Source organism: Synechococcus sp. H55.11, assembly GCF_047462475.1.
Taxonomy (GTDB): domain Bacteria; phylum Cyanobacteriota; class Cyanobacteriia; order Thermostichales; family Thermostichaceae; genus Thermostichus.
The window spans coordinates 1-25,104 of the sequence record NZ_JANSJI010000119.1 but is presented as its reverse complement, the minus strand read 5'-3'; the positions used below and the strand labels follow the sequence as shown (position 1 = coordinate 25,104).

General features: G+C 61.3%; 22 protein-coding genes and 1 tRNA gene. 16 read left to right on the top strand and 7 right to left on the bottom strand.

Annotated elements, in window-relative coordinates; translation table 11 throughout:
• A partial coding sequence (locus tag NW853_RS05270; protein ID WP_414348187.1) for a rhodanese-like domain-containing protein occupies window positions 1–441 on the bottom strand: 441 nt, incomplete at its 3' end.
• Window positions 442–713: 272 nt separating this feature from the next.
• On the opposite strand from NW853_RS05270, the gene NW853_RS05265 reads away from it, so the two are divergent.
• Complete coding sequence (locus NW853_RS05265; RefSeq protein ID WP_414332489.1) at window positions 714–1,454, top strand: hypothetical protein; 741 nt, start codon at window positions 714–716, stop codon at window positions 1,452–1,454.
• A gap of 526 nt (window positions 1,455–1,980) precedes the next feature.
• Entirely contained in the window at window positions 1,981–4,746 is a 2,766-nt protein-coding gene (gene ileS / locus NW853_RS05260) for an isoleucine--tRNA ligase (RefSeq protein ID WP_414332573.1), read from the top strand.
• Here ileS and NW853_RS05255 read toward each other — a convergent pair.
• Together NW853_RS05255 and NW853_RS05250 are read right to left on the bottom strand one after the other, a co-directional pair.
• Entirely contained in the window at window positions 4,729–6,081 is a 1,353-nt protein-coding gene (locus NW853_RS05255; protein WP_414348184.1) for a dihydroorotase, read from the bottom strand. The genes ileS and NW853_RS05255 overlap by 18 nt on opposite strands.
• A gap of 2 nt (window positions 6,082–6,083) precedes the next feature.
• Window positions 6,084–7,436 carry a histidine phosphatase family protein gene (locus NW853_RS05250; protein ID WP_414332493.1) on the bottom strand — a complete coding sequence of 451 codons (1,353 nt, stop codon included), beginning with the start codon at window positions 7,434–7,436 and terminating at the stop codon, window positions 6,084–6,086.
• Between the two features lie 156 nt (window positions 7,437–7,592).
• Between NW853_RS05250 and NW853_RS05245 the strand changes: the two genes are divergently transcribed.
• Together NW853_RS05245 and NW853_RS05240 are read left to right on the top strand one after the other, a co-directional pair.
• Entirely contained in the window at window positions 7,593–8,126 is a 534-nt protein-coding gene (locus NW853_RS05245; protein WP_414348182.1) for a hypothetical protein, read from the top strand.
• 139 nt (window positions 8,127–8,265) lie between these two features.
• A complete protein-coding gene (locus NW853_RS05240; RefSeq protein WP_414348179.1) occupies window positions 8,266–9,939 on the top strand; it encodes a DUF3352 domain-containing protein in 1,674 nt (557 codons plus the stop codon).
• 3 nt (window positions 9,940–9,942) lie between these two features.
• Here NW853_RS05240 and NW853_RS05235 read toward each other — a convergent pair whose 3' ends face one another.
• Complete coding sequence (locus NW853_RS05235; RefSeq protein WP_414332501.1) at window positions 9,943–10,386, bottom strand: ATP-binding protein; 444 nt, start codon at window positions 10,384–10,386, stop codon at window positions 9,943–9,945.
• A gap of 152 nt (window positions 10,387–10,538) precedes the next feature.
• Here NW853_RS05235 and NW853_RS05230 point away from each other — a divergent pair, with 152 nt between their 5' ends.
• The 7 genes from NW853_RS05230 (at window position 10,539) to NW853_RS05200 (ending at window position 16,329) form a co-directional block, all read left to right on the top strand.
• Window positions 10,539–10,736: a cytochrome b6f subunit family protein gene (locus NW853_RS05230; protein WP_414332503.1), complete on the top strand. Its 198-nt coding sequence runs from the start codon at window positions 10,539–10,541 to the stop codon at window positions 10,734–10,736.
• A gap of 38 nt (window positions 10,737–10,774) precedes the next feature.
• Window positions 10,775–11,089, top strand: a complete 315-nt coding sequence (locus NW853_RS05225) for an HU family DNA-binding protein (protein WP_414332505.1) — start codon at window positions 10,775–10,777, stop codon at window positions 11,087–11,089.
• 12 nt (window positions 11,090–11,101) lie between these two features.
• On the top strand, window positions 11,102–12,556 hold the full coding sequence (locus NW853_RS05220) for a DASH family cryptochrome (protein ID WP_414332507.1): 1,455 nt from the start codon (window positions 11,102–11,104) through the stop codon (window positions 12,554–12,556).
• Between the two features lie 102 nt (window positions 12,557–12,658).
• Window positions 12,659–12,730 (top strand) — tRNA-Met (locus NW853_RS05215).
• Window positions 12,731–12,842: 112 nt separating this feature from the next.
• Window positions 12,843–13,772 carry a restriction endonuclease gene (locus NW853_RS05210; RefSeq protein ID WP_414348176.1) on the top strand — a complete coding sequence of 310 codons (930 nt, stop codon included), beginning with the start codon at window positions 12,843–12,845 and terminating at the stop codon, window positions 13,770–13,772.
• Window positions 13,773–13,871: 99 nt separating this feature from the next.
• A complete protein-coding gene (gene pth, locus NW853_RS05205; RefSeq protein WP_414332575.1) occupies window positions 13,872–14,543 on the top strand; it encodes an aminoacyl-tRNA hydrolase in 672 nt (223 codons plus the stop codon).
• A 337-nt stretch (window positions 14,544–14,880) separates the two neighbouring features.
• Entirely contained in the window at window positions 14,881–16,329 is a 1,449-nt protein-coding gene (locus NW853_RS05200; RefSeq protein ID WP_414332577.1) for a cation:proton antiporter, read from the top strand.
• A 1-nt stretch (window position 16,330) separates the two neighbouring features.
• On the opposite strand, the gene NW853_RS05195 is transcribed toward NW853_RS05200, so the two are convergent.
• Complete coding sequence (locus tag NW853_RS05195) at window positions 16,331–16,921, bottom strand: FHA domain-containing protein (RefSeq protein WP_414332509.1); 591 nt, start codon at window positions 16,919–16,921, stop codon at window positions 16,331–16,333.
• 104 nt (window positions 16,922–17,025) lie between these two features.
• Here NW853_RS05195 and NW853_RS05190 point away from each other — a divergent pair, with 104 nt between their 5' ends.
• From NW853_RS05190 to NW853_RS05175, 4 genes are all read left to right on the top strand, one after another.
• On the top strand, window positions 17,026–17,244 hold the full coding sequence (locus NW853_RS05190; RefSeq protein ID WP_414332511.1) for an NAD(P)H dehydrogenase subunit NdhS: 219 nt from the start codon (window positions 17,026–17,028) through the stop codon (window positions 17,242–17,244).
• Between the two features lie 35 nt (window positions 17,245–17,279).
• Complete coding sequence (locus NW853_RS05185) at window positions 17,280–18,023, top strand: low-complexity tail membrane protein (RefSeq protein WP_414332513.1); 744 nt, start codon at window positions 17,280–17,282, stop codon at window positions 18,021–18,023.
• A gap of 98 nt (window positions 18,024–18,121) precedes the next feature.
• Window positions 18,122–18,922 (top strand): hypothetical protein, encoded by an 801-nt coding sequence (locus NW853_RS05180; RefSeq protein WP_414348174.1) that lies wholly within the window; start codon window positions 18,122–18,124, stop codon window positions 18,920–18,922.
• A 206-nt stretch (window positions 18,923–19,128) separates the two neighbouring features.
• Window positions 19,129–19,365, top strand: coding sequence for a DUF2949 domain-containing protein (locus NW853_RS05175; protein ID WP_414332517.1), 237 nt, complete (start codon window positions 19,129–19,131; stop codon window positions 19,363–19,365).
• 89 nt (window positions 19,366–19,454) lie between these two features.
• Here the strand turns inward: NW853_RS05175 and NW853_RS05170 are convergent, their stop codons facing one another.
• Together NW853_RS05170 and NW853_RS05165 are read right to left on the bottom strand one after the other, a co-directional pair.
• On the bottom strand, window positions 19,455–22,652 hold the full coding sequence (locus tag NW853_RS05170; protein WP_414348171.1) for an efflux RND transporter permease subunit: 3,198 nt from the start codon (window positions 22,650–22,652) through the stop codon (window positions 19,455–19,457).
• A 55-nt stretch (window positions 22,653–22,707) separates the two neighbouring features.
• On the bottom strand, window positions 22,708–24,003 hold the full coding sequence (locus NW853_RS05165; RefSeq protein ID WP_414348168.1) for an efflux RND transporter periplasmic adaptor subunit: 1,296 nt from the start codon (window positions 24,001–24,003) through the stop codon (window positions 22,708–22,710).
• 280 nt (window positions 24,004–24,283) lie between these two features.
• On the opposite strand from NW853_RS05165, the gene NW853_RS05160 reads away from it, so the two are divergent.
• Window positions 24,284–25,063, top strand: a complete 780-nt coding sequence (locus NW853_RS05160) for a hypothetical protein (protein WP_414332523.1) — start codon at window positions 24,284–24,286, stop codon at window positions 25,061–25,063.
• The last annotated feature ends 41 nt before the right edge of the window (window positions 25,064–25,104 follow it).

Sequence of the window (25,104 nt, the reverse complement as noted above, 5' to 3'; positions counted from 1 at the left end):
CCCCTCTCCCTCCGGGAGAGGGGTCGGGGGTGAGGGTCGTCCTTCCGGGAGCGGGGTCGGGGGTGAGGGCTTGGATTCGGGAAAGCCGGCCTCTCGCCAAGCGCGGATGCCGCCGTCCATGGAGATCACACGGCGGTAGCCCATCTTTTGCAGGTTGTCGGCTGCTAGCGCCGAGCGAAAGCCGCCACCACAGTAGAGGACAATCTCGGCTTCTTTATCTGGGATCACCTTCTCGATATCCCGCTCGATGATGCCTTTGCTTAAGTGAATGGCGCCGACAATGTGGCCGGCCTGCCACTCCGACTCTTCCCGCACGTCAACCAAGTAGAAGGGATCCCCTTGCAGTTGTTTTTGCCTCACCTGTTCAACGGTGAGCTCTTGGATGCGGCTTTTGGCCTCGTTAACCAAAGCCAGGAAAGCAGGGGAGTGGTGGGACGCCATGCACACCTCGCAGAGAACCCAGCTCCCAGGATAAACCCGGGTCCAATCCAGTGAGGCAACGCCAAACCTCAAAATCGCTCCCCCCATGGCCAACCTGGACTCGGAAACCTCAAAACCTCGATCCTCAGCAAGCTAAACTAAGGGCAGATTTGCCGCCGGAGGCCCCCAGTTTGAGCTCTCGATTCACCCTTTCCCAACTGCTTGGGTTCCTTGCTCTGACTTTGAGCTGGGGGATCCCTTTCCCAAGCAAGGCACCGGCCCAGGCTGCCCCCATGCCTCTGGAAAGCGGGCTCCAAAAACAGGTCTCCGCCCCGGCACCGGCTCCCCTGGTGGAGTGGCTGAAGGAGCAAATGGACGCTGCCAACCGCCGCGACTTGCCGGGGGTGATGGCCGGCTACAGCCCCGACTTCCGCCACCGCGACGGCCTGGATCGGCAGGGGGTGGAAGAGGCCATTGGCAAGCTATGGGAGGCCCATCCCCAGTTGACCTACTCGGCGGAAATTGTCTCTTGGCGGCAGGTGGGCCCTGAGATCGTGGCCGAGATCGCCAGCCAAGTGCAGGGATCCCAAGCTTCAGCGCGGGGGGAGTTTCAGGTAAAGGCTTCCGCCCTGGTGCGTAACCGCTACCGCCCGGATGCGGCCAATCCAGGACAACTGCTGCTCGTAGACCAAGAAGTACTGCGGGAGGCCAGCACCCTCACCTCCGGCTCAGCACCTCCCACCGTCACCTTCGAGTTGCCGGAGGTGGTCAAGCCGGGATCCACCTACTCGCTGCAGGCCATTGTGGCAGAACCCCTCACCCAGTCCTTGCTGCTGGGCGCTGTCGATGAGCGGCCCGTGGCCGCGGCCAGCTACCTGGATCTGACCTCGTTTGCCCTCGAACCTCTGCAGGCGGGCGGGCTCTTCCTGCAGGCGGATGCCCCTCCAGAAGCAGGGGCTGAGTGGATCTCAGTGATGCTGGTCAACCAAAGTGGCCTTGTCGTCGAGAGCCGGCGTCTTACCATTCAACCCTGAGGGAGCCGACGTCTCTCAAGGGAGCCTTGTAGGACATATCGACTCCAAGCCCCTGCGGTCGTCGAAAACCTACAAAAAACTATCCGCTCTCTCCCACCGCCTAGGAGATAACAGGCGATCCGGGAGAGAGCGGCCTAGCGGGCCTTCAACTGGAACCTGACTGCCGGGAGGAACTCCAAGCGAGCCAGAACGCGAAGACTCCTCAGCAAGCTAAGGATCTGAGTTCAGGCCGTTAGAGAACAGCCCCGGCGCACAGCCGGCTGAACCCAACTTGACGACCCTTACAACTACTACTGTCTGGCATCCGCAGGAACCTCCCTTACTCAACAACATCCTGAGGCTAGCACAAATCTTTACCAAGGTGGCGGGCCGGATCCCTTCTCCCCAAGAGGGCTCCAACAAGGGGGAAGTCAGGAGGCAGCGCTGAGGAGAGAGCAACAGCGTAGGATAGAAGGACGCCCTTTAGCCTGCTCAAATTGCCGTGGACTACAAAAGTACCCTCAACCTGCCGCAAACTCAGTTTCCCATGCGGGCGGAGGCCGCCAAGAGGGAGCCCGCCATCCAAGCCTTTTGGCAGGAAGAACAGATCTATCAGCGTCTGTCGGAAACCAATCCCGGGGATCCCTTTGTGTTGCACGATGGGCCGCCCTATGCCAATGGCGACATCCACATGGGCACCACCCTCAACAAGATTCTCAAAGACATTGTGAACAAGTACCACATTCTGCGGGGGCGCAAGGTGCGCTATGTGCCCGGCTGGGATTGCCACGGCCTGCCCATTGAGCTAAAGGTGTTGCAAAGCCTCTCCCCCCAGGAGCGGGAAAGCCTCACCCCCCTGCAACTGCGGCAAAAGGCCAGAGAGTACGCCCTGCACTACGTCAACGTGCAGCGGGCCAGCTTTCAGCGGCTGGGGGTATGGGGATCCTGGGATCGGCCCTACCTGACCCTCTCGCCGGAGTACGAGGCAGCCCAGATCGAGGTGTTTGGCCAGATGGCCCTCAAAGGCTACATCTACCGCGGCCTCAAGCCCGTCCACTGGAGCCCCAGCTCGCAGACGGCCCTGGCGGAAGCAGAGCTGGAATATCCCGACAACCACGTCTCCCCCAGCATCTATGTGGCTTTTCCTCTGCAGAGCCTCAGCCCGGCGGCGCAGCCGGTTTTGGAGCCTTTTCTGCCGGGCTTGCGGGTGGCCATCTGGACCACTACCCCGTGGACGATCCCGGCCAACCTGGCCCTCTGTTTCAACCCCAAGCTCACCTATGCGGTGGTGGAGTCTCCCCGCTTCGGCCTGCTGTTGATTGCTGCCGATCTGCGAGAGCGGCTGGGAAAAGTCCTGGAGACCCCCTTAGAGGTCAAGGCCACGCTGCCGGGATCCGCCCTGGAATACTGCCAGGGACGCCACCCCCTCTTTGACCGTGCCAGTCTCTGTGTTTTGGGAGACTACGTCACCACCGAGTCCGGCACCGGCATTGTCCACACGGCGCCAGGCCACGGGGAAGACGACTTCAAAACCGGCCAAAAGTACGGCCTGCCCATCCTCAGCCCTGTGGACGAGCAGGGGAGATTCACCGCCGAGGCCGGATCCCAGTTTGTCGGGCTGGATGTGCTCTCCAAAAAGCCGGAGACCAGCGGCAACCTGGCCGTGATCAAAGCCTTGCAGGCTGCCGGCGCCCTGCTCAAGGAAGAACCCTACAACCACAAATATCCCTACGACTGGCGCACCAAGGAGCCGACCATCTTCCGGGCCACGGAGCAGTGGTTTGCGTCTGTAGCCGGCTTCCGAGAGCTGGCCCTACAGTCCATCAAAACCGTGAACTGGATCCCGCCGGAAGGGGAAAACCGCATCACCGCCATGGTCAAAGAGCGCTCCGACTGGTGTATCTCCCGCCAGCGGGCTTGGGGTGTGCCCATCCCTGTTTTCTACGACGAAGAGACGGGCGAGGTTCTGCTCACGGCCGAGACCCTCGAGCACATCAAAGCCATCTTTGCCCAGGAGGGATCCGACGCCTGGTGGAAGCGGCCGGTGGAAGAGCTGTTGCCGGAGCAGTACCGCCGCAATGGCCGCACCTACCGCAAGGGCACAGACACCATGGATGTCTGGTTTGACTCCGGCTCCTCCTGGGCGGCGGTGGCCAAGGCCCAGGGGCTGGGCTACCCGGTGGATCTCTACCTGGAAGGTTCCGACCAGCACCGGGGCTGGTTCCAGTCCAGCTTGCTGACTTCCGTGGCCGTCAATGGCTGTGCCCCCTACAAAGCAGTGCTCACCCACGGCTTTGTGCTGGACGAAAAGGGCCAAAAAATGAGCAAATCCCTGGGCAACGTTATCGATCCCCTGGTGCTCATCAACGGCGGCAGCAACCCCCAGACGGATCCCGCCTATGGCGCCGATGTGCTGCGGCTGTGGGTCTCCAGTGTGGACTACTCTGGGGATGTGCCGATAGGCAAGACCATCCTTGGGCAGATGGCGGACATATACCGCAAGATCCGCAACACGGCCCGCTTTCTGCTGAGCAACCTTTATGATTTCAACCCAGCGCAGGATGCTGTTCCTTTTGAAGCGTTGACGGAGTTGGATCGCTACATCTTGCACCGCCTGCAGGAGGTGGGAGAGGAAATCACCGCATCTTTTGAAAGCTACCAGTTCTACCGCTTTTTCCAGGCGGTTCAGAACTTCTGCGTGGTGGATCTCTCCAACTTCTACTTGGATATCGGCAAGGATCGCCTCTACATCAGCCATGCCCGCAGCCGGCGGCGGCGGCAATGCCAGACGGTGCTGTCGCTGTTGCTGGAGAACTTGGCCAAGGCCATCGCTCCAGTGCTTTCCCACCTCGCAGAAGAGATCTGGAGCTACCTTCCCTACCCCAAGCTTACCCGCTCGGTGTTTGAAGGGGGCTGGATGCAGCTGCCAGAGCACTGGCGGGATCCCCAGTTGGCGGCCACCTGGGAAAAGCTGCGGGCGGTGCGGCAGGAGGTGAACAAAGCGCTGGAGCAAGCCCGCACCGACAAGGTCATCGGCGCTTCCACCGAGGCCAAACTGATCTTGAAGGTGGCGGATCCCCATCTGTACTCCCTCTTGGAAGAGCGGGCGGCAGAGCTGCGCTACTTGTTCATCACTTCCCAAGTCGAGCTGGTCAAGGCCGACCCTGGAGAGGAAGACCTGCAGGTTGCCGTTCAGCCGGCGGACGGGAAAAAATGCGTGCGCTGCTGGAACTATTCCACCCGCGTGGGCGAGTTTGCCGAACACCCAGAGCTGTGCGAGCGCTGTGTAGCCGCCTTAGCTGGGGAGTTTTAATGCCGGGGTGGGTTGGCTGCAAGCGTGCTCGATATGCGTGTACAACACCTTGCCGCGCAGGGGCTTCTCTAGCCAGGGAGTGGCGTGGGATCGGGAGTGGAGGGTGGCGGCAGAAACCGTCCACGGGTGGGCGGGATCAAACAGCACCCAGTTGCTGTGGGGGGTGAGGGTGGGCGGATCTAAGTTGAGGCAGCGGGCCGGGTACAAGCTAAGGGCCGACCACAGTTGCAGGGGGGTCAGGGATCCGGTTGCCACCAGATGCTGCCACAGCAGCGGCAGAGCCAGCTCCAGGCCCATCGCCCCTGGCGGAGCATCGGCAAAGGGCAGGGTTTTCTCTTCATAGGTGTAGGGGTGGTGATCTGTGGCGATCCCCAGGCTGCCGGAGCGGATCCCGGCGACGAGAGCCGCGCGGTCGGCGGCGCTGGGAAGGGGGGGCAAAAGACGCAGGTGGGGATCGTAGCGGTGCTCCCGGACGGCTTCTTCGGACAAGATCAGGTGCATCCAGGAGGTGCTGGCGGTCAGCGGCAATCCTTCGGCTTGGGCTTGCTGGATCATCTCCAGGCTGCGGGCTTGGCTCAGGCGCATGATGTGCACCGGCGGGGGGGAAGGAACAGTTCTGATCACCTCCAACAGGCGGGCCAGAGCGGCTGTTTCGGCACTGGCAGGGATCCCTTTCAGCCCCAGGCGCAGCGCCCAGATCCCTTCGTAGAGGCTGCCTTGCCCGGCCAAGCTGGGATCCCAGGCCCAAAGCAGCAGGGGCTTGTTCTCCAGCCGCAGATATTCTAGAGCCCGCCGCAGCAGCGCCAAGGAGCGCAGCGGCTGAACCTCCGCAAAGCCAACCGCTCCTGCTTGCGCCAGTTCTCCCCATGGGGTCGGGGTTTCTCCTTGGCCGCCCACGCTCAGGGCAGCTAAGGGCAGCCAGCGGGGATCCCCAGGTTGGCGGGGGTAGCGGTTCAGGTGCTCTGGGCGATCCAGCACCGGAAACCAGCCGGTTCCGGGCGGGGGGGCGGGCAGAAGCGCCACCTGGGCGAAGCCTCCCGCCAAAGCCGCTGCAGCCAAAGAGGCCAGGGTCTCGCGGCTGTGGGATAGACCGTTGCCAACCATCTCGCCGCTGTGGGCGTACAGATCCAGCAAACCCGGCCCTAGAACCCAACCGGAGCCATCAAGGGTGGGGATCTCGGCAGGGATCCCTGCCGGCTCGCTGGCCCGGAGGCGACCTTCCTGCAACCACACGTCGGTCACTTCCTCCCGCTGGCGCAAGGGATCCAGCAGGCGCACTGCTCGGAGGCGCACGTCTTTTCCCAGCAGCTCAGGGGGGAACAGAGAGGGCCCCATCTTCACAAAGCTCCGGCGGTGGTGCAGTCCAGGATCTGGCCGGACAGGTGGGTGGTGAGGTTCAACACCTTTAAAACCGGGGCGCCTTCTTTACCTTCTGGGTAGTCGATCACCGTAATGGCACCGTTCCCCTGCTTGAAGATCCAAAAGGCTTGTGGGGAAAGGTCGAACAACTGACAGATGATGGCCTTGTTGATGGCGTCGTGGGCAACAACTACCGCTGTGCCTTGGGGAAATTGGGCGGCGGTGATGGCCAAAAGCTCCTGCCAGGCCGAGCGAGTCCGCGCCCACACCTGGTCAAGGTTTTCCCCGTTGGGCATTTGCACACTGGCGGGATCCCGCTGCCAGCGCTCCAGCGCGCCGGGGTATTCGGCTTCCACTTCGCTCTGCAGCTTGCCCTCCCAGTCGCCGTGGCAGATCTCCTGCAAGTCGGGCATGGGGCGCAAGATCAGGTTGCTGTGGTTGCTGCAGATGGCGTCGGCTGTGGCCCAGGGGCGCTTCAGGGGGCTGGAGAAGGCCAGTTGCAGGGGTTGAGTGGCCAAAAATTCTGCCACCTTGGCTGCCTGTTCTTCCCCGGTGGCATTGAGGGGAATGTCCCGCTGCCCCTGAAAACGGCGCTCCCGGTTCCATTGGGTTTCCCCATGCCGCACCAGCAAGATGCGGATCCCCTGCTTGCGCTTGGGCAGAGCTGGGCCGAGGTGAGCAGTGATGTTCAAAGATTCCAGTTGCGGCGGCCCCTGCAGGCCCTCAGGGAAATTGAGCACGCTGATGGCGCAGTTATCCTGCCCCAGACGGTGATAGTGGTGTGGCCCCAGGCCAATGGCGGTGCTGACCAAGGCGCGATTGATGCCGCTGTGGCCCACAACGAGGATATTGAGGGTCTGGCTTGGGGCGGACTCTGCTCGGGCAGCAGATTGCAAGTGCTCGGCCAGCATTTGCCAAAACTCCCGCGCCTGCTGCCAGAGATCCCGCACCGGAAAGCGCCCCTGCAGCTCCAGGCTGTCGGGATGGTGCCGCCACAGATGGTAGTCTTCGGGGTATTTCTCCTTCACCTCGGCAAAGGTCAGCCCTTCCCAAGCCGTCAGGTCGATCTCTCGCAGTTGCTCGGTAATCTGCAGAGGGATCCCTTCTCGCTCTTTCAGGATGATGCGAGCGGTATCGAGGGCGCGAGAAAGGGGACTGCAATAGGCGTAATCCAACGGGATCCCGGCCAGGGCTGCGGCGACGCGCTGCGCCTGCACTGCTCCGCTGGGGGCCAGACGAGAGAGATCGGAGCGGCCTTGAATGCGATTTTCCAGGTTAAAGGTGCTCTCACCATGGCGCACGATCAAGATGCGCAGGGCAGGCTGAGCCATCGCTTGCACTTTACCCACTCATGAACACCTTCTAGAGTATCGCCATTGGGCGGTGCTTGCCTTGGCCAATTACCGGTTGGGTTGCAGACTGAGGGTTGTTTCGGTTGGCTGCCGCTTATCGTGAGGGCATCTTGGCCACCTTGGAGGAGAGCTACCATGCTGCGTTCCCATTGGCAGAGGTTTTGGCTGGAATGGACATTGGCCACGTTGTTGGGGCAGGGGGCCGGCCTGGTGCTCTTTGCCTTGGTCGTGGTGATGTTGAGTCAGTTTTTCCGTCCGCCGCTGCTGCTCTTGGGCCTGGTGCTGGGTTTTTCGCGCGGGCTGGGGGTGGGGATCGGCCAGGGGCTGGCGCTGGGATCCCGGATTTTGCTCTCGACGGAGCAGGCTGTGGCCTGGGTGGGCGCAACTGCTCTGGGCTGGGCTGTGGCGACGGGCGCCGGCCTGTGGCTGACGCAACAAATGGGCAATGCTTGGCTGGGGGTGGTGGTAGCAGGAGCGATTTTGGGCTTGGCGCAATGGCTGGCCCTGCGCTCAGGTGACGGCGTGGCTGTGGATGGCCACGTGGATCACGGCCTTCGGGCTGGGCCAGTTGGCAGAGCAGGTGCTGGGGAACTGGCCAGAAAACGTTTGGGCGGCAGCGGCCTTGCTGCTGATCCGGAGCACCCTAGATGGAGCGGTGACGGGCAATAACTTGGCCTGGATGTTGCAGAATCGGCCAGAAGCATCTTCGTCAGATCCCGGCTGAGGCCAGGAGAGACAAGCAACTCTCCCCTCACAGGTAAGATGGTTAGGCGGTGCTGGAATGCTGCCGTCAGGCTGGAGAGGGGATATGGGACAACGGCAACTCCTGCGGGGGATCTTGATCGGGTTGGGCCTTCTGGCCGCCATGCTGGTGTGGGTTGTCGTGTGGCTGCTCACCCGCAGCCCGGTGGCTTTGTTGCTGGCCCACCCGGAACTGCCGCCGATTGTGGGTTTGGCCCCCCGTTCTACCGAGGCTTTGCTGCTGTTGGCCGTTCCCCTCGACGAGGTGCAAGCGTTTTGGCAAGCTGCAACCCCTGCCCCCCAACGACGCGCCGCCCGTCAGCAATGGCAAAAGTTTTTCTCCGCCGAAGGCCCGGGTTGGCTGGGATCTGTACTGGCCGGGGCAGCTCTGGATTTTGAGCGGGAGGTGCGGCCCTGGCTGGGAAAAAGCACGCTCTTGGCCAGCTTGCCGGAGGGGGGGACTTTGGTGGCCCTGGAGACGCGGGATCGGGCAGTCTCTCAATTTGAGCTGAACCTGTTGTGGGAACGGCAGAGTTTGGCGGGGATACCGGTGCAGGTGGACACTTACAAGGGCATTCAGGTGGTGTCCAGCCCGATTCCGGGCCTGGAGGGGTTCTCGGCGGCTGTTTTTGGCGAGCAGTACGTGTTGTTGGCGGAGCAGCCAGCGGCCATTCGCGCTGCCATCGATGCTTGGCAATTGCCGCAGTTGTCTCTGGTGGCTCAGCCCCTGTTTCAGCAGGTGATCGAGCCGCTGCAGGAGGCGCATGTGGGTTGGGCCTTCTGGCAAAACCCGGAAGCGGTTGCTCCGGACGGGCTGACGTTGCAGGCAGTGGGGCTGGGACTGGGGGTGAACTTCCGGGGCTTGGTGGCCGAAAGTGCTGCCCTCTGGCGTGCGCCTGCTGAGTTCTCCTTGCCGGCGGCAGAAGCTTTTCGTCCGGAGATCATTCAGCATCTGCCTGACGAGACCTTGGCGCTGGTTTCTGGAGCTCACCTGGCCTCGGTTTGGCAGAGCTTGGGGCAGATCCGGCCTCTGAGCCCCCTGGGGTGGCGGGTGGATCCCGGCCAATGGCTGCAGCGCTTACAATCTCAGGTGAAGCTGGACTGGCAACGTCTGTTGCCGGAACGGGGGGAGTTTGCCTTTGCCCTTTTGCCCGGCGACCGGGATCCGGCCTGGCTGTGGGTGGGTAAGATGCCGGACGAGCCGGGTTCCGACCTGGATGAGCGGGCGCGCGCCCAAGGCTGGCAGGTGGTTTCTCTCCCGATGCAGCGCGGCACCGCCACCGCTTGGGCTCAACCCAAGCCTTTGCAGCCCAGCCGCTCCGCCTCTGGAGCGGAGATCCCTGGCGGTGGGCCGCCGGAGGTCAGCGGGGAAGAAGGAGCCCTGTCTCTCCCCCAAACGCCGCCAGGGATCCCGTTGCTGGCGCAGGTGTATCACGCCGACCACAAAGGCTATTCCTACCTGGCCTCTTCCTTGGCGGCTTTGGAGGCGGCCCTCGCGGATCCCCCCTTGGCTGCCGACCGCGCCTGGCGCAAGGTGGTGGCTCCTCTGCCCCACCGCAATCTGGGCTATGGATATGGATCGCTGGGGTTGCTGCTGGAAAGCACGCTACTTAAGGGATCCCGCTGGTCGTCCACGCGCTTTGCCTTTGCCACCACAGCCCTGACGGTTTCTGAGGCTCCCTACCCGGAGCGGGGCCGCCAGATCACCCAAATGGGCAAGCTGGTTTGGCAGTGGTATTGAGGGTCAGACTATCCAGGGATCCCGGCAGTTGGCGGGGATGTACTTGCCCAGATAGACCTGGTTGCCGGCTTCGTTCCACTCGACAAAGTCGAAGATTTGGGTGAGCAGAAACATTCCCCGGCCCGATTCTTCGGTTTCCAAGATGCCGCGCTGGCAGCGGCTGAGCTTGCATTGGGGACGAAAGCCAGGTCCTTGATCCCGCACCAGCCATTGGTAAAACGGCTCTGAGCTGGCGTACTCGATGATCACTTTCTTGTTGGGATCGAGGCCATTACCGTGGCGGACGGCATTGATGATCGCTTCCTGTAGGCCCAGGCGCACCTCTGCCCGCCAAGGGGGAGGAACTTTTGAGATCAACAGATCGAGAACCGGTTGGGTGTAAAGGGTGGAGGGAAAGCTGATAACGCTCCAGGAGCAATGGGCGGGTTTGAGGGAAAGGGCAATCACGGAGGCAGTCTTCCCGGGGCACAGCGCTCTTCACCCATTCTAGCAATCCCATCGGTGTCAACCCCAGCAGAGGGGTGACCAGATCTCGGCAAGGGATCTTTTGCCGTACCATCTTGAGTAACGAGTCTCTTCGCGGTTACGCCCAATCGGCTATGGCAATCAAAGTTGGGGACAAGGTTAAAGTTCGCTGTGTCCGGGATCGCGGGCAAGAAAATGTCAGCGCTCTGGTGGGCAAAGAGGCTGTGGTGCTGGCCCGGCGGGTGGTCGATGGCAGCGGTGTCGGCTACGTTTTGGAGTTTCCTGATCGCTCTCGACACTGGTTTTTTGAGAGCGAGCTGGAAGCGCTCTAGGCCCCTGTCTGTGTTGCTGTTGTCTGGACGGTTGGTTGGTGGCTCCTCCTCCCCATTTGAATCGCCGTTTGCTGGCCCGCCAGATGGCCGCCCAGGTGGATGGCCTGACGGTGGAGCTGGCTGCTGCTGCTCTGGAGGCTATGCTGGATAGCATCAGTCAATGCCTGGCCCAGGGCGGTTCGGTGCGGCTGTCTCGCTTCGGCACGTTCTCGCTGCGCCATCGTCCTGCCCGGCAAACCTACCACCCGCGCACCAAGGCTCCCATTTACATCCCGGCTGCCAATGTGCCCCATTTTGTTCCCAGCCCTGAGCTGGGACGGGCGCCTAAGTCTGAGTCTGCGGGATCCGTCTAGGGTAGCTGCAGAATGACCGTCCTGCTCTGGTTTCGCACCGACTTGCGCCTGCTGGATCACCAGCCGCTGACGCGGGCTTGCCAACAGGGATCTCCCCTGATTCCCTTGTATTGTTTGGATCCCCGCCAGTTCGGTCAGGCTTCCTTGGTACTCCGCCCCAGAACCGGCCCTTTCCGCGCTCAGTTTTTGCTGGAGAGTTTGGCGGATCTGCGGCAGCAGTTGCGGGCGCGCGGCTCGGATTTGGTGATCCGCCGGGGCCAGCCGGAGCAGGTGATCCCCAGCTTGGCACGGGAGTGGGGGGTGAAGGCGGTCTATGCCCATGAGGAGGTGGGCACCGAGGAGACAGAGGTGACGGCTGCTGTTGAGAAGGCTTTGCTGGGGATCCGGTTGCACCTGGAGTGGGGCCACACCCTCTATCACCCTGAGGATCTCCCCTTTGGTCTTTCCCAACTGCCGGAGCTGTTCACCCGTTTTCGCAAGCAAGTCGAGGGGAGCACCCCCATCCGGGATCCCCTGCCCATTCCTTCTCTTCCCCCCCTGCCGTCGGGGTTGGATCCCGGCCCGTTGCCTACTCTGGCCGAGCTAGGGCTGAGTTTGCCCCCGCCGGATCGCCGCGCCCGCTTCACCTACACCGGTGGGAGCACCGCTGCCCAGGCCCGCCTGCAAACCTACTTTTGGGATCTGGATCGGCTGCGCATCTACAAGGAAACCCGCAACGGCATGTTGGATCCCAACGACAGCTCGCGGCTGTCTGCTTGGTTGGCCTTGGGCTGTATCTCGCCTCGCACCGTCTATGCCGAAGTCAAGCGTTATGAACAGGAGCGGGTGCGCAATGAGTCCACCGACTGGCTGGTCTTCGAGCTGCTGTGGCGAGATTATTTTCGGTTTGTCTTGGCCAAGCACGGCGCTAAACTGTTCCGTCCTTCTGGGATCCAGGGGATCCCCATCCCTTGGCAGCAGGATTGGCCCCGCTTTCAGGCGTGGTGCCGGGGCGAGACGGGCTACCCCTTGGTGGATGCCAACATGCGGGAGCTGGCGGCTACCGGCTTTATGTCCAACCGGGGACGGCAGAATGTGGCCAGCTTTCTGACCAAGAATCTGGGCATCGACTGGCGCATGGGCGCTGAGTGGTTTGAGTCGCTGTTGATCGACTACGACGTGGCCAGCAACTACGGCAACTGGAACTACGCTGCCGGTGTAGGGAATGATGCCCGCGGCTTCCGCTACTTCCACATCCCCAAGCAATCTCGCGAGTACGACCCCAAGGGAGACTATCTGCGCCACTGGTTGCCGGAATTGGCCGGGATCCCAGGGGACAAAATCCACGAGCCCTATCGCCTCACCGCTGCCGAGCAAAAGCAATTTGGGGTTCGCTTGGGAGTGGACTACCCTCGTCCTGTGGTGGATCTGGAGAAATCCCTCGCGGCCAATCGACGGGTTTACGAAGCTGCCCTGGCCTCGCGGTGAGCGTTGGCTTCCCAATTTCTCCCAAGAGGGCAAAGGGGGCTGAGGTGATTTTTCAAGAAGCAGTTCCAGCCCAACGGTGCTATTCTAGTTAAGCGCCGTCTCGGCTCAGTAGCTCAGCGGTAGAGCAGGGGACTCATAAGCCCTTGGTCGCGTGTTCAAATCACGCCTGAGCCATCCACGCTCAACCTTTGTCCAAGGCTTCCCAGCCTGCCAGACACCATAGCTGGGTTGCGGTAGGGGCTTGGTTAGTATATTGGGATCCCTGCCTTGAGAATCGGTTCTGCAGATGGCCGTTCCGGATTACCAGAGCTTGCTGTTGCCGCTGCTCCAGTTTGCAGCACGCGAAGGAACTGAAATCTCAACCAGTGAGGCCGTTGAAGCTCTGGCAAAAGAACTGGGCCTCACAGAGGAGGATCTCAGGGAGATGCTGCCGAGCGGTGTACAGCCAACTTTTATAAACCGCGTCGGCTGGGCCTCAACCTATCTGAAAAAGGCAGGGCTGCTTGAAGCAACGCGCAGAGGATTCTACCAAATCACCGACCGCGGCAGAGATCTTCTTAAAAAGCAGCCCAAGACCATCAACGTAAAGTTGCTCAGGCAATATCCTGAGTTCCTAGAATTTGAGAGGCTCAAGGGCACAAGAAGCGCTGACAAGGCAACCGAACGAAAAGAGTCGTTAGAGATTTCACCAGAAACACCATTAGAGCAACTAGAAAATGCGTATAAAAATCTCCGCGATAAACTGGCTGATGAACTGCTTGCCAGGCTCAAGAAAGCATCTCCTGCCTTCTTCGAAAAGGTCGTTGTGGAACTGCTGGTTAAAATGGGCTACGGAGGTTCACGGGTAGATGCGGGAAAAGCAATCGGCAGGAGCGGTGACGGCGGAATTGATGGGATCATAAAAGAGGATAAACTCGGTCTTGATGTTGTGTATATTCAGGCAAAGCGCTGGGATAGCAATCCGGTAGGTCGTCCTGATGTCATGCAGTTTGTAGGAGCCTTACAGGCTCAAAGAGCAAACAAGGGTATTTTTATGACTACCTCCAGATTTACCGATGATGCTCGCAGTTACGTTTCTCAAATCGGCAGCAAGATTGTTTTGATTGACGGCGAACAACTGACAAATTTAATGATTGAGCACGATGTTGGCGTATCTACGGTTTCGTTGTATCCGGTCAAGAAGGTCGATAGTGATTATTTTGAAGAGAGCATCTGATAACTGCATCAACTCTGTCTTAACGTTAAGATCAACACAACCTAGCCCGAGGAGGCGAAAAGCGCTGTGACTCAGGTCAAGACCAAGGGAACCGATGAGATGGCTTTGCAGCTCATTGTGGGTTTGGGCAATCCCGGCCCACAATATGCCGATACCCGCCACAATTGCGGCTTTATGGTGCTGGATCGGCTGGCGCAGCGCTGGGGGATCCCGTTGGTTTTGGAAAAGCGGTTCCAAGGCAGCTACGGAGAAGGTTTTGTTCTGGGGGGCAAGCGGCGCCTGCTCAAGCCGGAGACCTACATGAACCGTTCCGGCCAAGCGGTGCGGGCAGTGCTGGACTGGTACAAACTGGATCCCGCCGCGGTGTTGGTGGTGTACGACGATATGGACTTGCCCCTGGGTCGCCTGCGACTGCGGGGATCCGGCTCTGCCGGCGGACACAACGGCATGAAGTCCATCATTCAGCACGTGGGGAGCGAGGCGTTGCCGCGGCTACGCTTGGGGGTGGGCAAACCCAAGGGCAGCGAAGATGTGATTGGCCATGTGTTGGGTGGATTTGCCCCTGCAGAACAAGAGGTGCTGGAGCAGGTGTTGGATACGGCGGTAGAGGCGGTGGAGTGCTGTTTGCAAGAGGGGCTGATGACGGCCATGAACCGGTTTAATCCCCTAGATCTGTCTGGGCCAACGTCCGAGCGAGATGGACAAAATCCTCCCCTGGGCCCAAGCAGGACTTTCCGTGAGGAGCGGGCGACCTCAAAGTGCGAAGGTTAAAAAGTGGCTCCCCTCGATTGCCGGTTTTGAGGGAGTGTGGTCTTGTCTGGCAAGAGAGCGCGCAATTCTGTCGGGAAAGCGATACTCCAGATAATTAACACTTATCTGGAGTATCTACAGATGGAACCGGGCCTAGTTCCAGGCTGCTCCGCTCGACAGAGATGGGCCTGAGCAGAACAAAGTGCCGATGTAAGCGTTGCAAGCGGATCCCGATGAGGGTTAGCCTTTGTAACAGTCTTCTGGCCAAGCGATGCTGCTCGTGCCAGCCCAAGACGAAAACAAGACCCAAAGCAGTCCACCTGAGGTTGAGATCTTGCTGTTGAATTGCCCGGATCCCATGTTGCTTGCCGTCGAAGCTGCTGCTCCCGTGGACGCCAATCTTGCCCCTCTGATCCTGGTAGCGGTGCTGATGTCTCTGGTGGTCATCTACCTGGCCAGCCGCGTTGCCGGAGAAATTGCCGTTCGCCTGAGTTTTCCCCCCGTGCTGGGAGAGTTGCTGGGGGGCGTCATGGTGGGAGCCTCTGCCCTGGGGTTGCTCGTCTTCCCAGAGGGGCCAGTTTCCGGCCAAGAGCTGCATACCTTGGCTCAATCCTCAGCCCTGATGCAATTTTTGCAAACCACTGCCGGCCTCGACGAGGGATCCCTGGTGCCGGTGTTCTCCGCCCAAAGCCAGATCATCGACACCCTCTCGGAAATCGGGGTGGTGATCCTCTTGTTTGAAATTGGCCTCGAATCGGATCTGGCCGAGCTGTTGCGAGTCGGCCCCCAGGCCGCAGCCGTAGCCGTCATCGGTGTTGCTGTGCCCTTCCTGGCGGGAACACTGGGCTTGCTCTACCTGTTTCATGTGCCCACCATCCCCGCGGTATTTGCCGGGGCCGCCCTCACAGCAACCAGCATTGGTATTACCGCCCGCGTCTTGGCCGAGCTGCAAAAACTCACCTCCCCCGAAGGGCAGGTGATCATCGGCGCTGCCGTCCTGGACGACGTGTTGGGCATCATCATCTTGGCCGTGGTGGCGGGCTTGGCCAAAACCGGGGAGGTTGACCTAGCCGATATCGGCCTCATCATCGTCAGCGCCATCGTCTTTCTGGTCGGCTCCATTGTTTTGGGGCGCCTCCTCAGCCCCTACTTTGTAGCCCTCCTCAACAACCTAAGAACCCGCGGCAACCCGCTTTTGCCCGCCCTTGTGCTGGCTTTTCTGTTGGCCTACGTGGGCCAGGTGATCCACCTGGAGGCCATCTTGGGCGCTTTTGCCGCCGGCCTCATTCTGGCCGAAACCGAGAAACGGCAAGAGCTGGAAGAGCAGATCAAACCCGTCTCTGACCTGCTGGTGCCCATCTTCTTCGTCTGCGTCGGGGCCCGAACCAAACTCGGCGTGCTCAACCCCACCCTCCCCGCCAACCGCGAGGGTCTGATCATTGCCGTCTTCTTGATTGGCGTTGCGATTGTGGGCAAGCTGGCCGCCGGCCTGGGGGCGTTCGGCAAGCCGGGCATCAACCGCTATGCCATTGGCGTGGGCATGATCCCGCGCGGCGAGGTGGGCCTGGTGTTTGCCGGCGTGGGATCCACCAGCGGCGTTCTCTCCGATGCCCTGGACGTCAGCATCATCGTCATGGTGATCGCCACCACCTTTATCGCCCCCCTCTGGCTGCGGGGAGTCTTGCCCGGGGCAGCAGACTCTCCTCCTTCCCTTCTGGATCTGCAGGCAGAAGCATCAGAGCAAGACCGCGTCGAAACCCCATCAGCGCGCTCAGACTCAGAGCAGGTGGGCATTCCTGAGGGTTAAATCACCTCGGCTTTCTCCCCAAACGCCCCCAGAGCGTCTGGAACAGCAGCCGCAACGGGTTGCGACGGCGGGAGCCCACGTGTTCAACCTTCTCCGTCCTCTCCTCTTGGGGCAAAATCACCTGCAGCGAGGGCGGCTCAAACCGCTGCATCGTTGTGGAGCGCCGATCCACCACCTCCGTCTTCACGCTGCGAAAGCTCACCGACTGGAGATATCGCTGAAAATCTTCGTCCGACAACCGGCGAATGCAATACTGCATCCGCACCTGATCCCCCAACTGGATCTGATCCCCGTCCTTGAGATCCCAGCTCAAACATTGCTGCCCGTTTACCGAGATGCCATTGGTGCTGCGCTTGCCTTCGATATTGCCGTCCAACAGCCGGTAGGTGTACTGGCCGTCTTTTTGGGGTAGCCGCAGCAGCAGCGCATGTTGCCGAGAAACAGCCGCCGAATGGATGACAATGGCGTTGCCGGGATCCCTGCCGATGGAGTAAGTGGCCGCGCTGAGGGCCACCGCCCGCCGTCCCTGCTCATCATCGATGACCAGCACGTGCCAAACCTGGGATGGGAAAGACTTTGCGTCGGTAGACATTGTCTGGGGTCTGCTTTGCCAGAGAAAGGCTCGGCAAGAGAGGGCCTTTCCCCCATAATGATAGGGTAGGGTTTCCCCACCGGTAAGGATTGTTAACAGCAACCATGACTGCAACTCCATCTCTTCTCCAAGACCTGCCCCCCATCTACCCCGGCGTTGCCGTGCGGGTCATCAATCCCAACGACACCTACTACCTCTTTGAAGGACAAGTGCAGCGGGTTACCGACGACCACGCCGCCGTTCTCTTTGAAGGCGGCAACTGGGATAAATTGGTCACCTTCCGCCTCACAGAACTGGAAGTGATCGACAAATCCCGCCCCTAGCTCTGTTCTTTTTCCGATCCCCCCAGAACCCACCCATGCGCAGCCATTGGCAGGAACCTTTCCTCTGGATCCACGCCGCCGGGATCCTTGCCTTCCCCCTGTGGGTGGGGCTGACCTTGATCGGGCTGGCCACGGGGGATCCCCTCCTCCCGGTGGGGGTGGAGCAAGCTTGGGTAGCTGTGGTGGGCATTGCGCCGGTCTTTGCCATGCAGTGGCGCAAACCGTTCGACATCTTCAGCCTGTTGGTGGCCTCTGTTCCCCCAGAGGAACTCACCCCCGACCAACGCCGCATCTTGGCTGCCTTCCTCAGCCCCGAACACAAGATCTTGACGCTGTTGGCGGCAATCCTGATGCTGGAAATCGGTGAGCGCCTTTACGACTTTGCCCCCCTCTTTGCCCCCCTCACCCCTGGCAACGGCACCCGCTTAGCCGGCCTGGCCGTAGCCGCCTTTGGATTTTGGGGGGCCAACCTGTTCTTGCAGATCCCCCTTGCCGCCATACGGGTGCTCCTCCTCAGCGAGCCGGAGCTGGCCCAACTGGATCCCATCCCTGCTGAGGAGATCGAGAGCCGCTTCTCCGTCGTCGGCGATCGCCACATCCCGCTGCTGCAACGGCTGCTGCGCCACCTCTCTGAAGGCGACTTGAAAAAACCAGGAGACAAGGTTAAAGGCAGTCAAGGCAATGAAGTGGCAGGAGACCCACGACCCGAATCCCAGAAACGGGATCCCTCCGCAGAAGTTGCCCTGCCGGCCCCTGAAACTCCCCTCGATCCCACCTAAGGGTTGTGGCTCGATGTTAGATTGGAGTCAATCCAGACAACACACTGTGAAACCGAACCATCGGCATTCCCCTGATCTTCGAGGCTACCGCACCGGCAATGGCGAGCAACTTTTCCTTCCGCTTCAAACAGTTCACCCAACGCCTCAGAGAAACCACCCAACTTCCCCAGTTTTTCACCGAGCAAGCCACCAGCGAAACCCAAAACCTCGCGCGGGAGTTGGCTTTGGTTGGGGAATACGCCACCCAGCTCAGCCAGGTGGTGATGGAGGTGGACTTCCTCAACCAGCTCTACACCCGTCTTTTGCATGAGCGGGAAGTTTTGCAGCAGGAAAAAGACAACCTGGAAGCACGGGTCTTCGAGTTGCAGCAGGAGCGCAACGAGACAGAGCCGCAAGTGATGTACTTGCGAGAGCAGCTGAGCCAAGCCAGCTTTCAACTGGAACAAACCCAAAACCGCGAGCGCAGCCTCAGCGAGCGGGAACGGCAACTGTCGGAGATCGTGGCCCAACTGGAGCGCCGGCGGGCTGTGCTCAACCAGGCCATCGAAAACCTCACCAACCAAGAGGCCGACTACACCGTTCGTACCAAAGAGCTGGAGGCGGTTGTCCACGAAAACGAAAAGAAAGCCAAGCAGTATCTAGAAGCCGCCAACCACTATCGCGCCTACCTAGAAGAGCTCAATGCTCAGGTGCAAGAAACGCAAGCCAAGCTGAGAAACCTCGGTGTCGAACCCAAGCCTGCCGACCTGCCGCGGCTTGAGGATATGGAAAAGCCGACTCCCATCCCCACACCGCCGCCCTCTACTCCCATCGTCTACCCACCACCCCAACAGTCTCCTCTCCCCCAGTCGGGTGGCTACTGGCAGGACAGCCCCTTCGAGGACGATCCCTGGAGCTAGCCCAACAGCACCTGTAAGCCAGCTCTGCGGCAAAGCTCAGTGCCCTCTGCCCTGACCCGCCTTGGGGAGAGCTGAGGGGAGCGCTTACCCTGGAAGAAATCCATTGAAAGGGATCCACAAAAAGATCCTCAAGATTCCTGCAGAGATCCCGACCCCTGACGTTCAATCCATGCGTTTCTTGTCCAGCCAAGCCTATGGAACCGACCATGCCGGATTTACAAGCCCTCAGCCAATGGGATCGGCAGTTCTGCCGCTTTGCCGAGCAGCAACAGCTCCTCAAGCCCAAACAACTGGCCTTGGCCCTGAAGATCCAGCGGCAGCAGCACGGCCCCCTGGCTTTGATCCTCTGGCAGTTGGGGTTCGTGGGCCTGCAACACTTGGCCCAGTTCTGGGAGAGAGTATCTAGCGGCGCCGAGCTGCTCCGAGACGAGGCCCTCGGCTGAGAAAAGGGGCAAGAGCCCCAAGGTTCTGCGCTATCCCTCTGTGTCCCTGGAAGAAGCTGGAATCCACAAGCATAGGTCTTGCCCTGCAGTCAAGTCGATTCTTCCGGCAGCAGACCTTTGGGATCCTCTGGCGGCGGCAGATGCGCCAGATCCACAGTCGCTCCCCCCAACAGCCGGGCTTGGATCCCTTTGAGGACGACATACAGCACCGGCACCACCAGCAGGCTGAGTAGGGTTGAGACGAACATACCGCCGATAACAGCCGTGCCCAGAGATTGGCGGCTGGCAGCCCCGGCGCCACTGGCCACCGCCAGCGGGAAAATGCCCAGGATCGTGCTCAAAGCCGTCATGAGGATGGCGCGGAAACGCGTCTCCGCCGCCTGGATCGCGGCCTTGGCCAGTGGGATCCCTTGGGCAACCAGTTGGTTGGCAAACTCCACGATCAAGATCGAGTTCTTGCTGGCCAGACCGATCAACATCACCAGCCCCACTTGGCAAAAGATGTCGTTGGCCAGGCCCCGCAGCAGTTGGGCTGAGAGCGCCCCCAAAACCGCCAGCGGCACCGCCAGCAGAATGATCAAGGGATCCACATAGCTCTCAAATTGGGCCGCCAGCACCAGGAAGACGAACACCGACCCCAAAGCAAAGATCAGCGGCGCCTGCCCCCCCGACTCGATCTCTTCTAAGGACAGGCCCGACCACTCGAAGCCAAACCCCTGGGGCAGCAAGCGGACAGCCAGACTTTCCATAGCCCGAATGGCCTGGCCCGAGCTGAAGCCCGGCAGCGGGCTGCCCTGGATCTCCGCCGAGCGGAAGAGGTTGAAATGATTGATGAGCGCCGGGCCGGTGGTCTCCTCCACCTGAACCAACGTGCTCAAGGGCAAGAGCTGCCCCTGCCCACCGCGCACGTAGAACTGGCCAATACGTTCGGGGCTGCTCCGGAAAGCCTGGTCCGCCTGGACGTAGACCCGGTAGTTTCGGTTGAACAGGTCAAAGTCGTTGACATAGGTGCCTCCCAGCAGCGTCTGTAGCGTGCCGAAGACCTCGGCCAGCGGGATCCCCAGCACCTGCGCTATGTCCCGATCCACCTTGACCTGCAACCGGGGGGAGTTGGCGTTGAAGGTGGGCGGATTAATCCGCACGCCCAGGGGGGGCTGGCCCGGCGGGGGCGGCGAGTTGCCCACAAAGAAAAAGGCGTTGGCCGTCTGCTGCAGCAGGTTGAAATCGTTCACCCCCCGATCCTGGAGTTGGAAGGTAAACCCGCCCGTGTTTCCCAGATCGGGAATGGCTGGCGGCAAAATCGGGATCACCAATGAGCGGCTGATCCCGCCCAAAAAGGGCCCGAACAGCCGGTTGACAATCGCCTGCGCCGATTGTTCCGGTCGCCGCCGCTTGTCCCAGGGCTTGAGGGTGGCGAAGATCAACCCGTTCCCCGGCGAGGGCCCAGTAAAGCTGAACCCCCCCACGATCACCTGGTTTTCGATTTCCGGGATCCCGTCCAAAATGGCGCTGGCCTGCCGGATGACCCGGTCGGTGTAGTTGAGCGAAACCCCCGGCGGCCCCTGCACAATGGTGATGAAAAAGCCCTGATCCTCATCCGGCACAAACCCCGTTGGCACGATCTGGAACAGCCAATAGGTGAGGCCCAGACAGGCGACAAACCCCGCCACCACCACCAGCCGCAGCTTCACCACCAGCTCCAGCAGCCGGCGATAGGCGGCGCGGATCCCTTCCACCGCCCGGTCAAACCAGCGCAACAGCCAAAACATCTGCTCAGAACGTGGGCGGATCAGCAGCGCCGACAACGCCGGGGCCAGGGTAATGGCATTAAACGTAGACAGGGAAACCGATACGGCAATGGTGACGGCAAACTGCTGGTAGATGCGGCCACTGGTGCCGGGAAAGAACGCGATCGGCACAAACAAGCCCAGCAGCACCAGCGTCGTGGCAATCACCGCCCCCAGCACCTCGTTCATCCCCGCCGAGGCCCCCTGCAGAGGCCGCATGCCGCGGTCGCGGATGTAGCGGGAGATGTTCTCCACCACCACGATGGTGTCGTCCACCACCAAACCGGTGGCCAAAGTGAGGCCAAACATGGTCAGGGTGTTGATGGAAAAGCCGAATAGGCGCACAAAGGCGAACGTCCCCAGCAGCGCCACCGGGATCGTGACGGTAGGGATAAGGGTGATGCGCCAATCTTGCAAAAAGATAAACAGCACCAGCACCACCAGGACGATAGCCTGGAGCAGGGTGAAGATCACCTCTTGTACCGACTCGGTGATGAACAGCGTGGCGTCGAAGGCGATCTCGTAGATCAAGCCGGGCGGGAAATTTTTCGCCAGCTCGGCCAACGTCTGCCGCACCTGCCGCGACACCTCGAGGGCGTTGGCATCCGGCTGCTTGGTGATGGCGATCCCCACCGCCTCCTGGCCGCCGATGCGGAAGAACGTATCGTAACTTCGGGCTCCCAGCTCCACCCGGCCCACGTCGGCAATGCGCACCAAGCCGCCATCTGGGCTGGCTTTGAGGACAATTTGGGCAAACTCCTCCGGCTGGGAAAGCCGACCCGTGGCCTGGACGCTGATCTGAAACTCCTGATCCGGCAGGCTGGGCTGGCTGCCGATTTGGCCGGCAGGCACCTGGATATTCTGCTGGCGCACCGCGTTCACCACATCCAGCGCCGTCAGCCCGTAGCCGGCCAGCCGCGTCGGATCCAGCCAGATGCGCATGGCATAGGTGCGCTCCCCAAAGACGATGACATCGCTAACGCCACGGATGCGCCGCAGGGCATCCCGCACGAACAGCTCGGCGTAGTTGCTCACAAACAGCTCGTCGTATTCCCCCGCCTCTGAGCGCAGCGCCACCACCTGCACAAAAGCGCTATCGCCCGCCTTTTCCACGCTGAGGCCGTTTTGAATCACTTCTGCCGGCAGCCGCGCCTGCACGCGTGCCACCCGGTTCTGCACATCCACAGCCGCTGTGTCCAGATCCCGATCCGGGCTGAAGGTGACGGTGATCTGGCTGGTGCCGTTGCTGCTGCTGACCGAGGAGATGTACCGGATGCCCTCGACGCCGTTGATCTCCTGCTCCAGCACATTCGTCACCGCCGTCTCCACCGTCTCGGCATCGGCCCCGGGGTAAACAGCGGTCACCGTCACTGCCGGCGGCGCCACCTGCGGGTAGTAGTCCACCGGCAACAGGGGGATGCTCACCGCTCCCACCAGCACGATTAGGATGGAGCAGACGCTGGCAAAGACAGGGCGGCGAATGAAAAAGTCAACAAACATAGACAGGAATCCGCATGAGGAGTAGAAGGGAGTGGCCGAGCTCAAGAGGGGAGATCTAGGGCGGGGATCCAGGTGGTCTCCCTCCTCCTTGCCTCCTCTGCTGCAAAAGCACCTCATCGACGATGGGGGCGCCATCGCGGATTTTTTGCAGGCCGCTCAGCACAATCGGCTCATTGGCCTGCAGCCCCTCCAGCACCTCGTAGCTGTTGCCGTGGATGGATCCCAGCCGCACCGGCTTTTGCACCGCCACCGCTCCAGGGGGCTGGCCCTCTTCTGCAGGATCTGCAGTCTGCACCGTGTAGACAAAGGTTTGGGCGCCCAGACGGGCTACCGCCGTCACCGGCACCAACAAAGCTGGCCGCTCCTCCCAGACGATGCGGGTTCGCACAAACTGGGCGTTACGCAACTGGCCGGCGGGGTTCTCCAGCAAGGCCTTGGCCAGGACCGACTGCGTGCCGGGATCCGCTTCAGGCGCAATGAAAGAGACTTGGCTGGTGCCGATGACCTCGCCGCTGCTATCTAGGATCTGCACCGGCGTGCCGATGCGCAGGCGGGGGGCCTGCTGCAGCGGGATGTTCAGGTTCAGCTCCAGCGCCTGGGTTTGGGTCAGGGTGGTCAAAACCGTCTGGGGTGTCACATAATCCCCCTGCCGCACCAACACCTCGCCGACAATGCCGGCAAAGGGAGCCGTGACCTGGAAAAACTGCAGTTGCACCTGCTGCCGCTCCGCCTCGGCCCGGGCCCGCTCCACCTCTCGCTCTGCCCGCAAGATGGCCGCCTCTTGGGCCCGGATCTGCTCCTGCTGGGCCGCCAAGGCTGCCTCCGCCTGGCGCAGATCGCGGCTGGACTGATCCGCTTGCGCCTGGCTAATAGCCCCCTCGGCCAAGAGGCGCAGGTTGCGCTCGTGCTGCTCCTGGGCGAACTCTGCCGCCGCCTCCAGCCGCAGCCGCTCCGCCCGCAACTGGCTGAGCACGGCTCGGCTGCTCTCCAGGTTGGCCTGGGCCGCCGCGATCCCCGCCGTTTGGCCGGCCACCGCCGCCTGTTGCTGCCGGCTGTCGATCGCAAACAGGGGCGCCCCGGCAGAGACCTGGGATCCCAGCCGCACGAACACCTGGGTTACCTGGCCGCTCACCTGGGGCCGGATGCTTGCCACCTGCTGGGATCCGAGGCTGGCGATGAACTCCGCAGTCTCCTGAATGGCCCGTTCTTCCACGACGCCGATGGCCACCGGCGTGGGCTGGCTTTGTCCACTTCCTCGGCCTTCCATGCCGCGAGGGGGCCCCCCCGCTCGACAGGCAGCCAGCAGCAAAGAAAAACACAACAGCGGCAGAGCTGTTCGCAATCGCCTCATGATTACAACTGCTCCCACAACAGAGGCATCCCCTCTCTGCATTGGCTCAACTAACCAAGGTAATGAGCCTGTGCCTTCCTGCACCTGTGCAAAAGCGCTTGCCATCCTTCCCAATCCAGAACTAAGGTGTATGCTTAGCCAAAAGCCCAGCTTAGCGTCCAGAGCCCCAGCTCGCCGGACAACGGCCATCTTTGGCCAGACGGTTCTAAACTTGTTGCGCAAGCATCGGATCTTTTGTTACCTGACGCGAAGGCAAGTCGCTGCAGTTGAGGAAGTTGATATGAGGACTGTAGCCGTAACCTGGTTTCGCCCGCTGCAGCTCGACTGTCGTCCTCAGCACTGGCTGTGGAGCTGCCTCGGAGCAGCAGCCATCACAGCCTTCACGGCGGTTGCTGCTTGGGCGCGGCCAGTATTGGAAGTGCGCATGACCATGGGCTTGCCCATCAGCCCCAACTATTGGTACCTGGTGGCCCTCAGCCGGGCCGGCAGCCCTGGCCCCACTGCCAACCTGGTGGATCCCAATGTCCGCGTCGGGCCCAATGAGTATGCCTTTGTCCAGAACTGGGACTACCTCATCCGGGTTACCCCCCTCAACGAAGAATCGGTCTTGCAGTCCACCATCCAGCGGTTTGGCGAGCCGGAGCGGGAGTTTGCCGTCGGCTTTAACCAGGTGCGGGCAGAGCGCCTCAGCCGCGACCGCGACACCCTCCGCTTCCAGATCGACATCTCCGAGCTCCAGGGCCTGGACGGGCGGGATCAGGATATCCAGGTGGCGCTGCTCACCGCCCGTGCCCCCTTCCGCGTTGCTCCTGAAGAAACCAACCTGGCCATTGACGCCACCCGTGGCGAGCTGCCCCACTACTACCGCCTCAGCCTCTCCAACCAGCGGCAGGTGGTTGTGGACGATCCCCAGCGGCAAGAGACAGTGCGCCGCAGCCGAGAATTGATCCAACAAAGTGGCTCTGGGGCTGCCCTCACCCGCGACCTCATCGAGGGGGGAGCTTTGGAGATTTTGGCCGCCAACATTCTTACCTTTGAGCTGCGCCTGGTGGACCGCTAGGGATCCTCTCCCCTGCAGGCCCAAGATTGCCGCCATTTCAA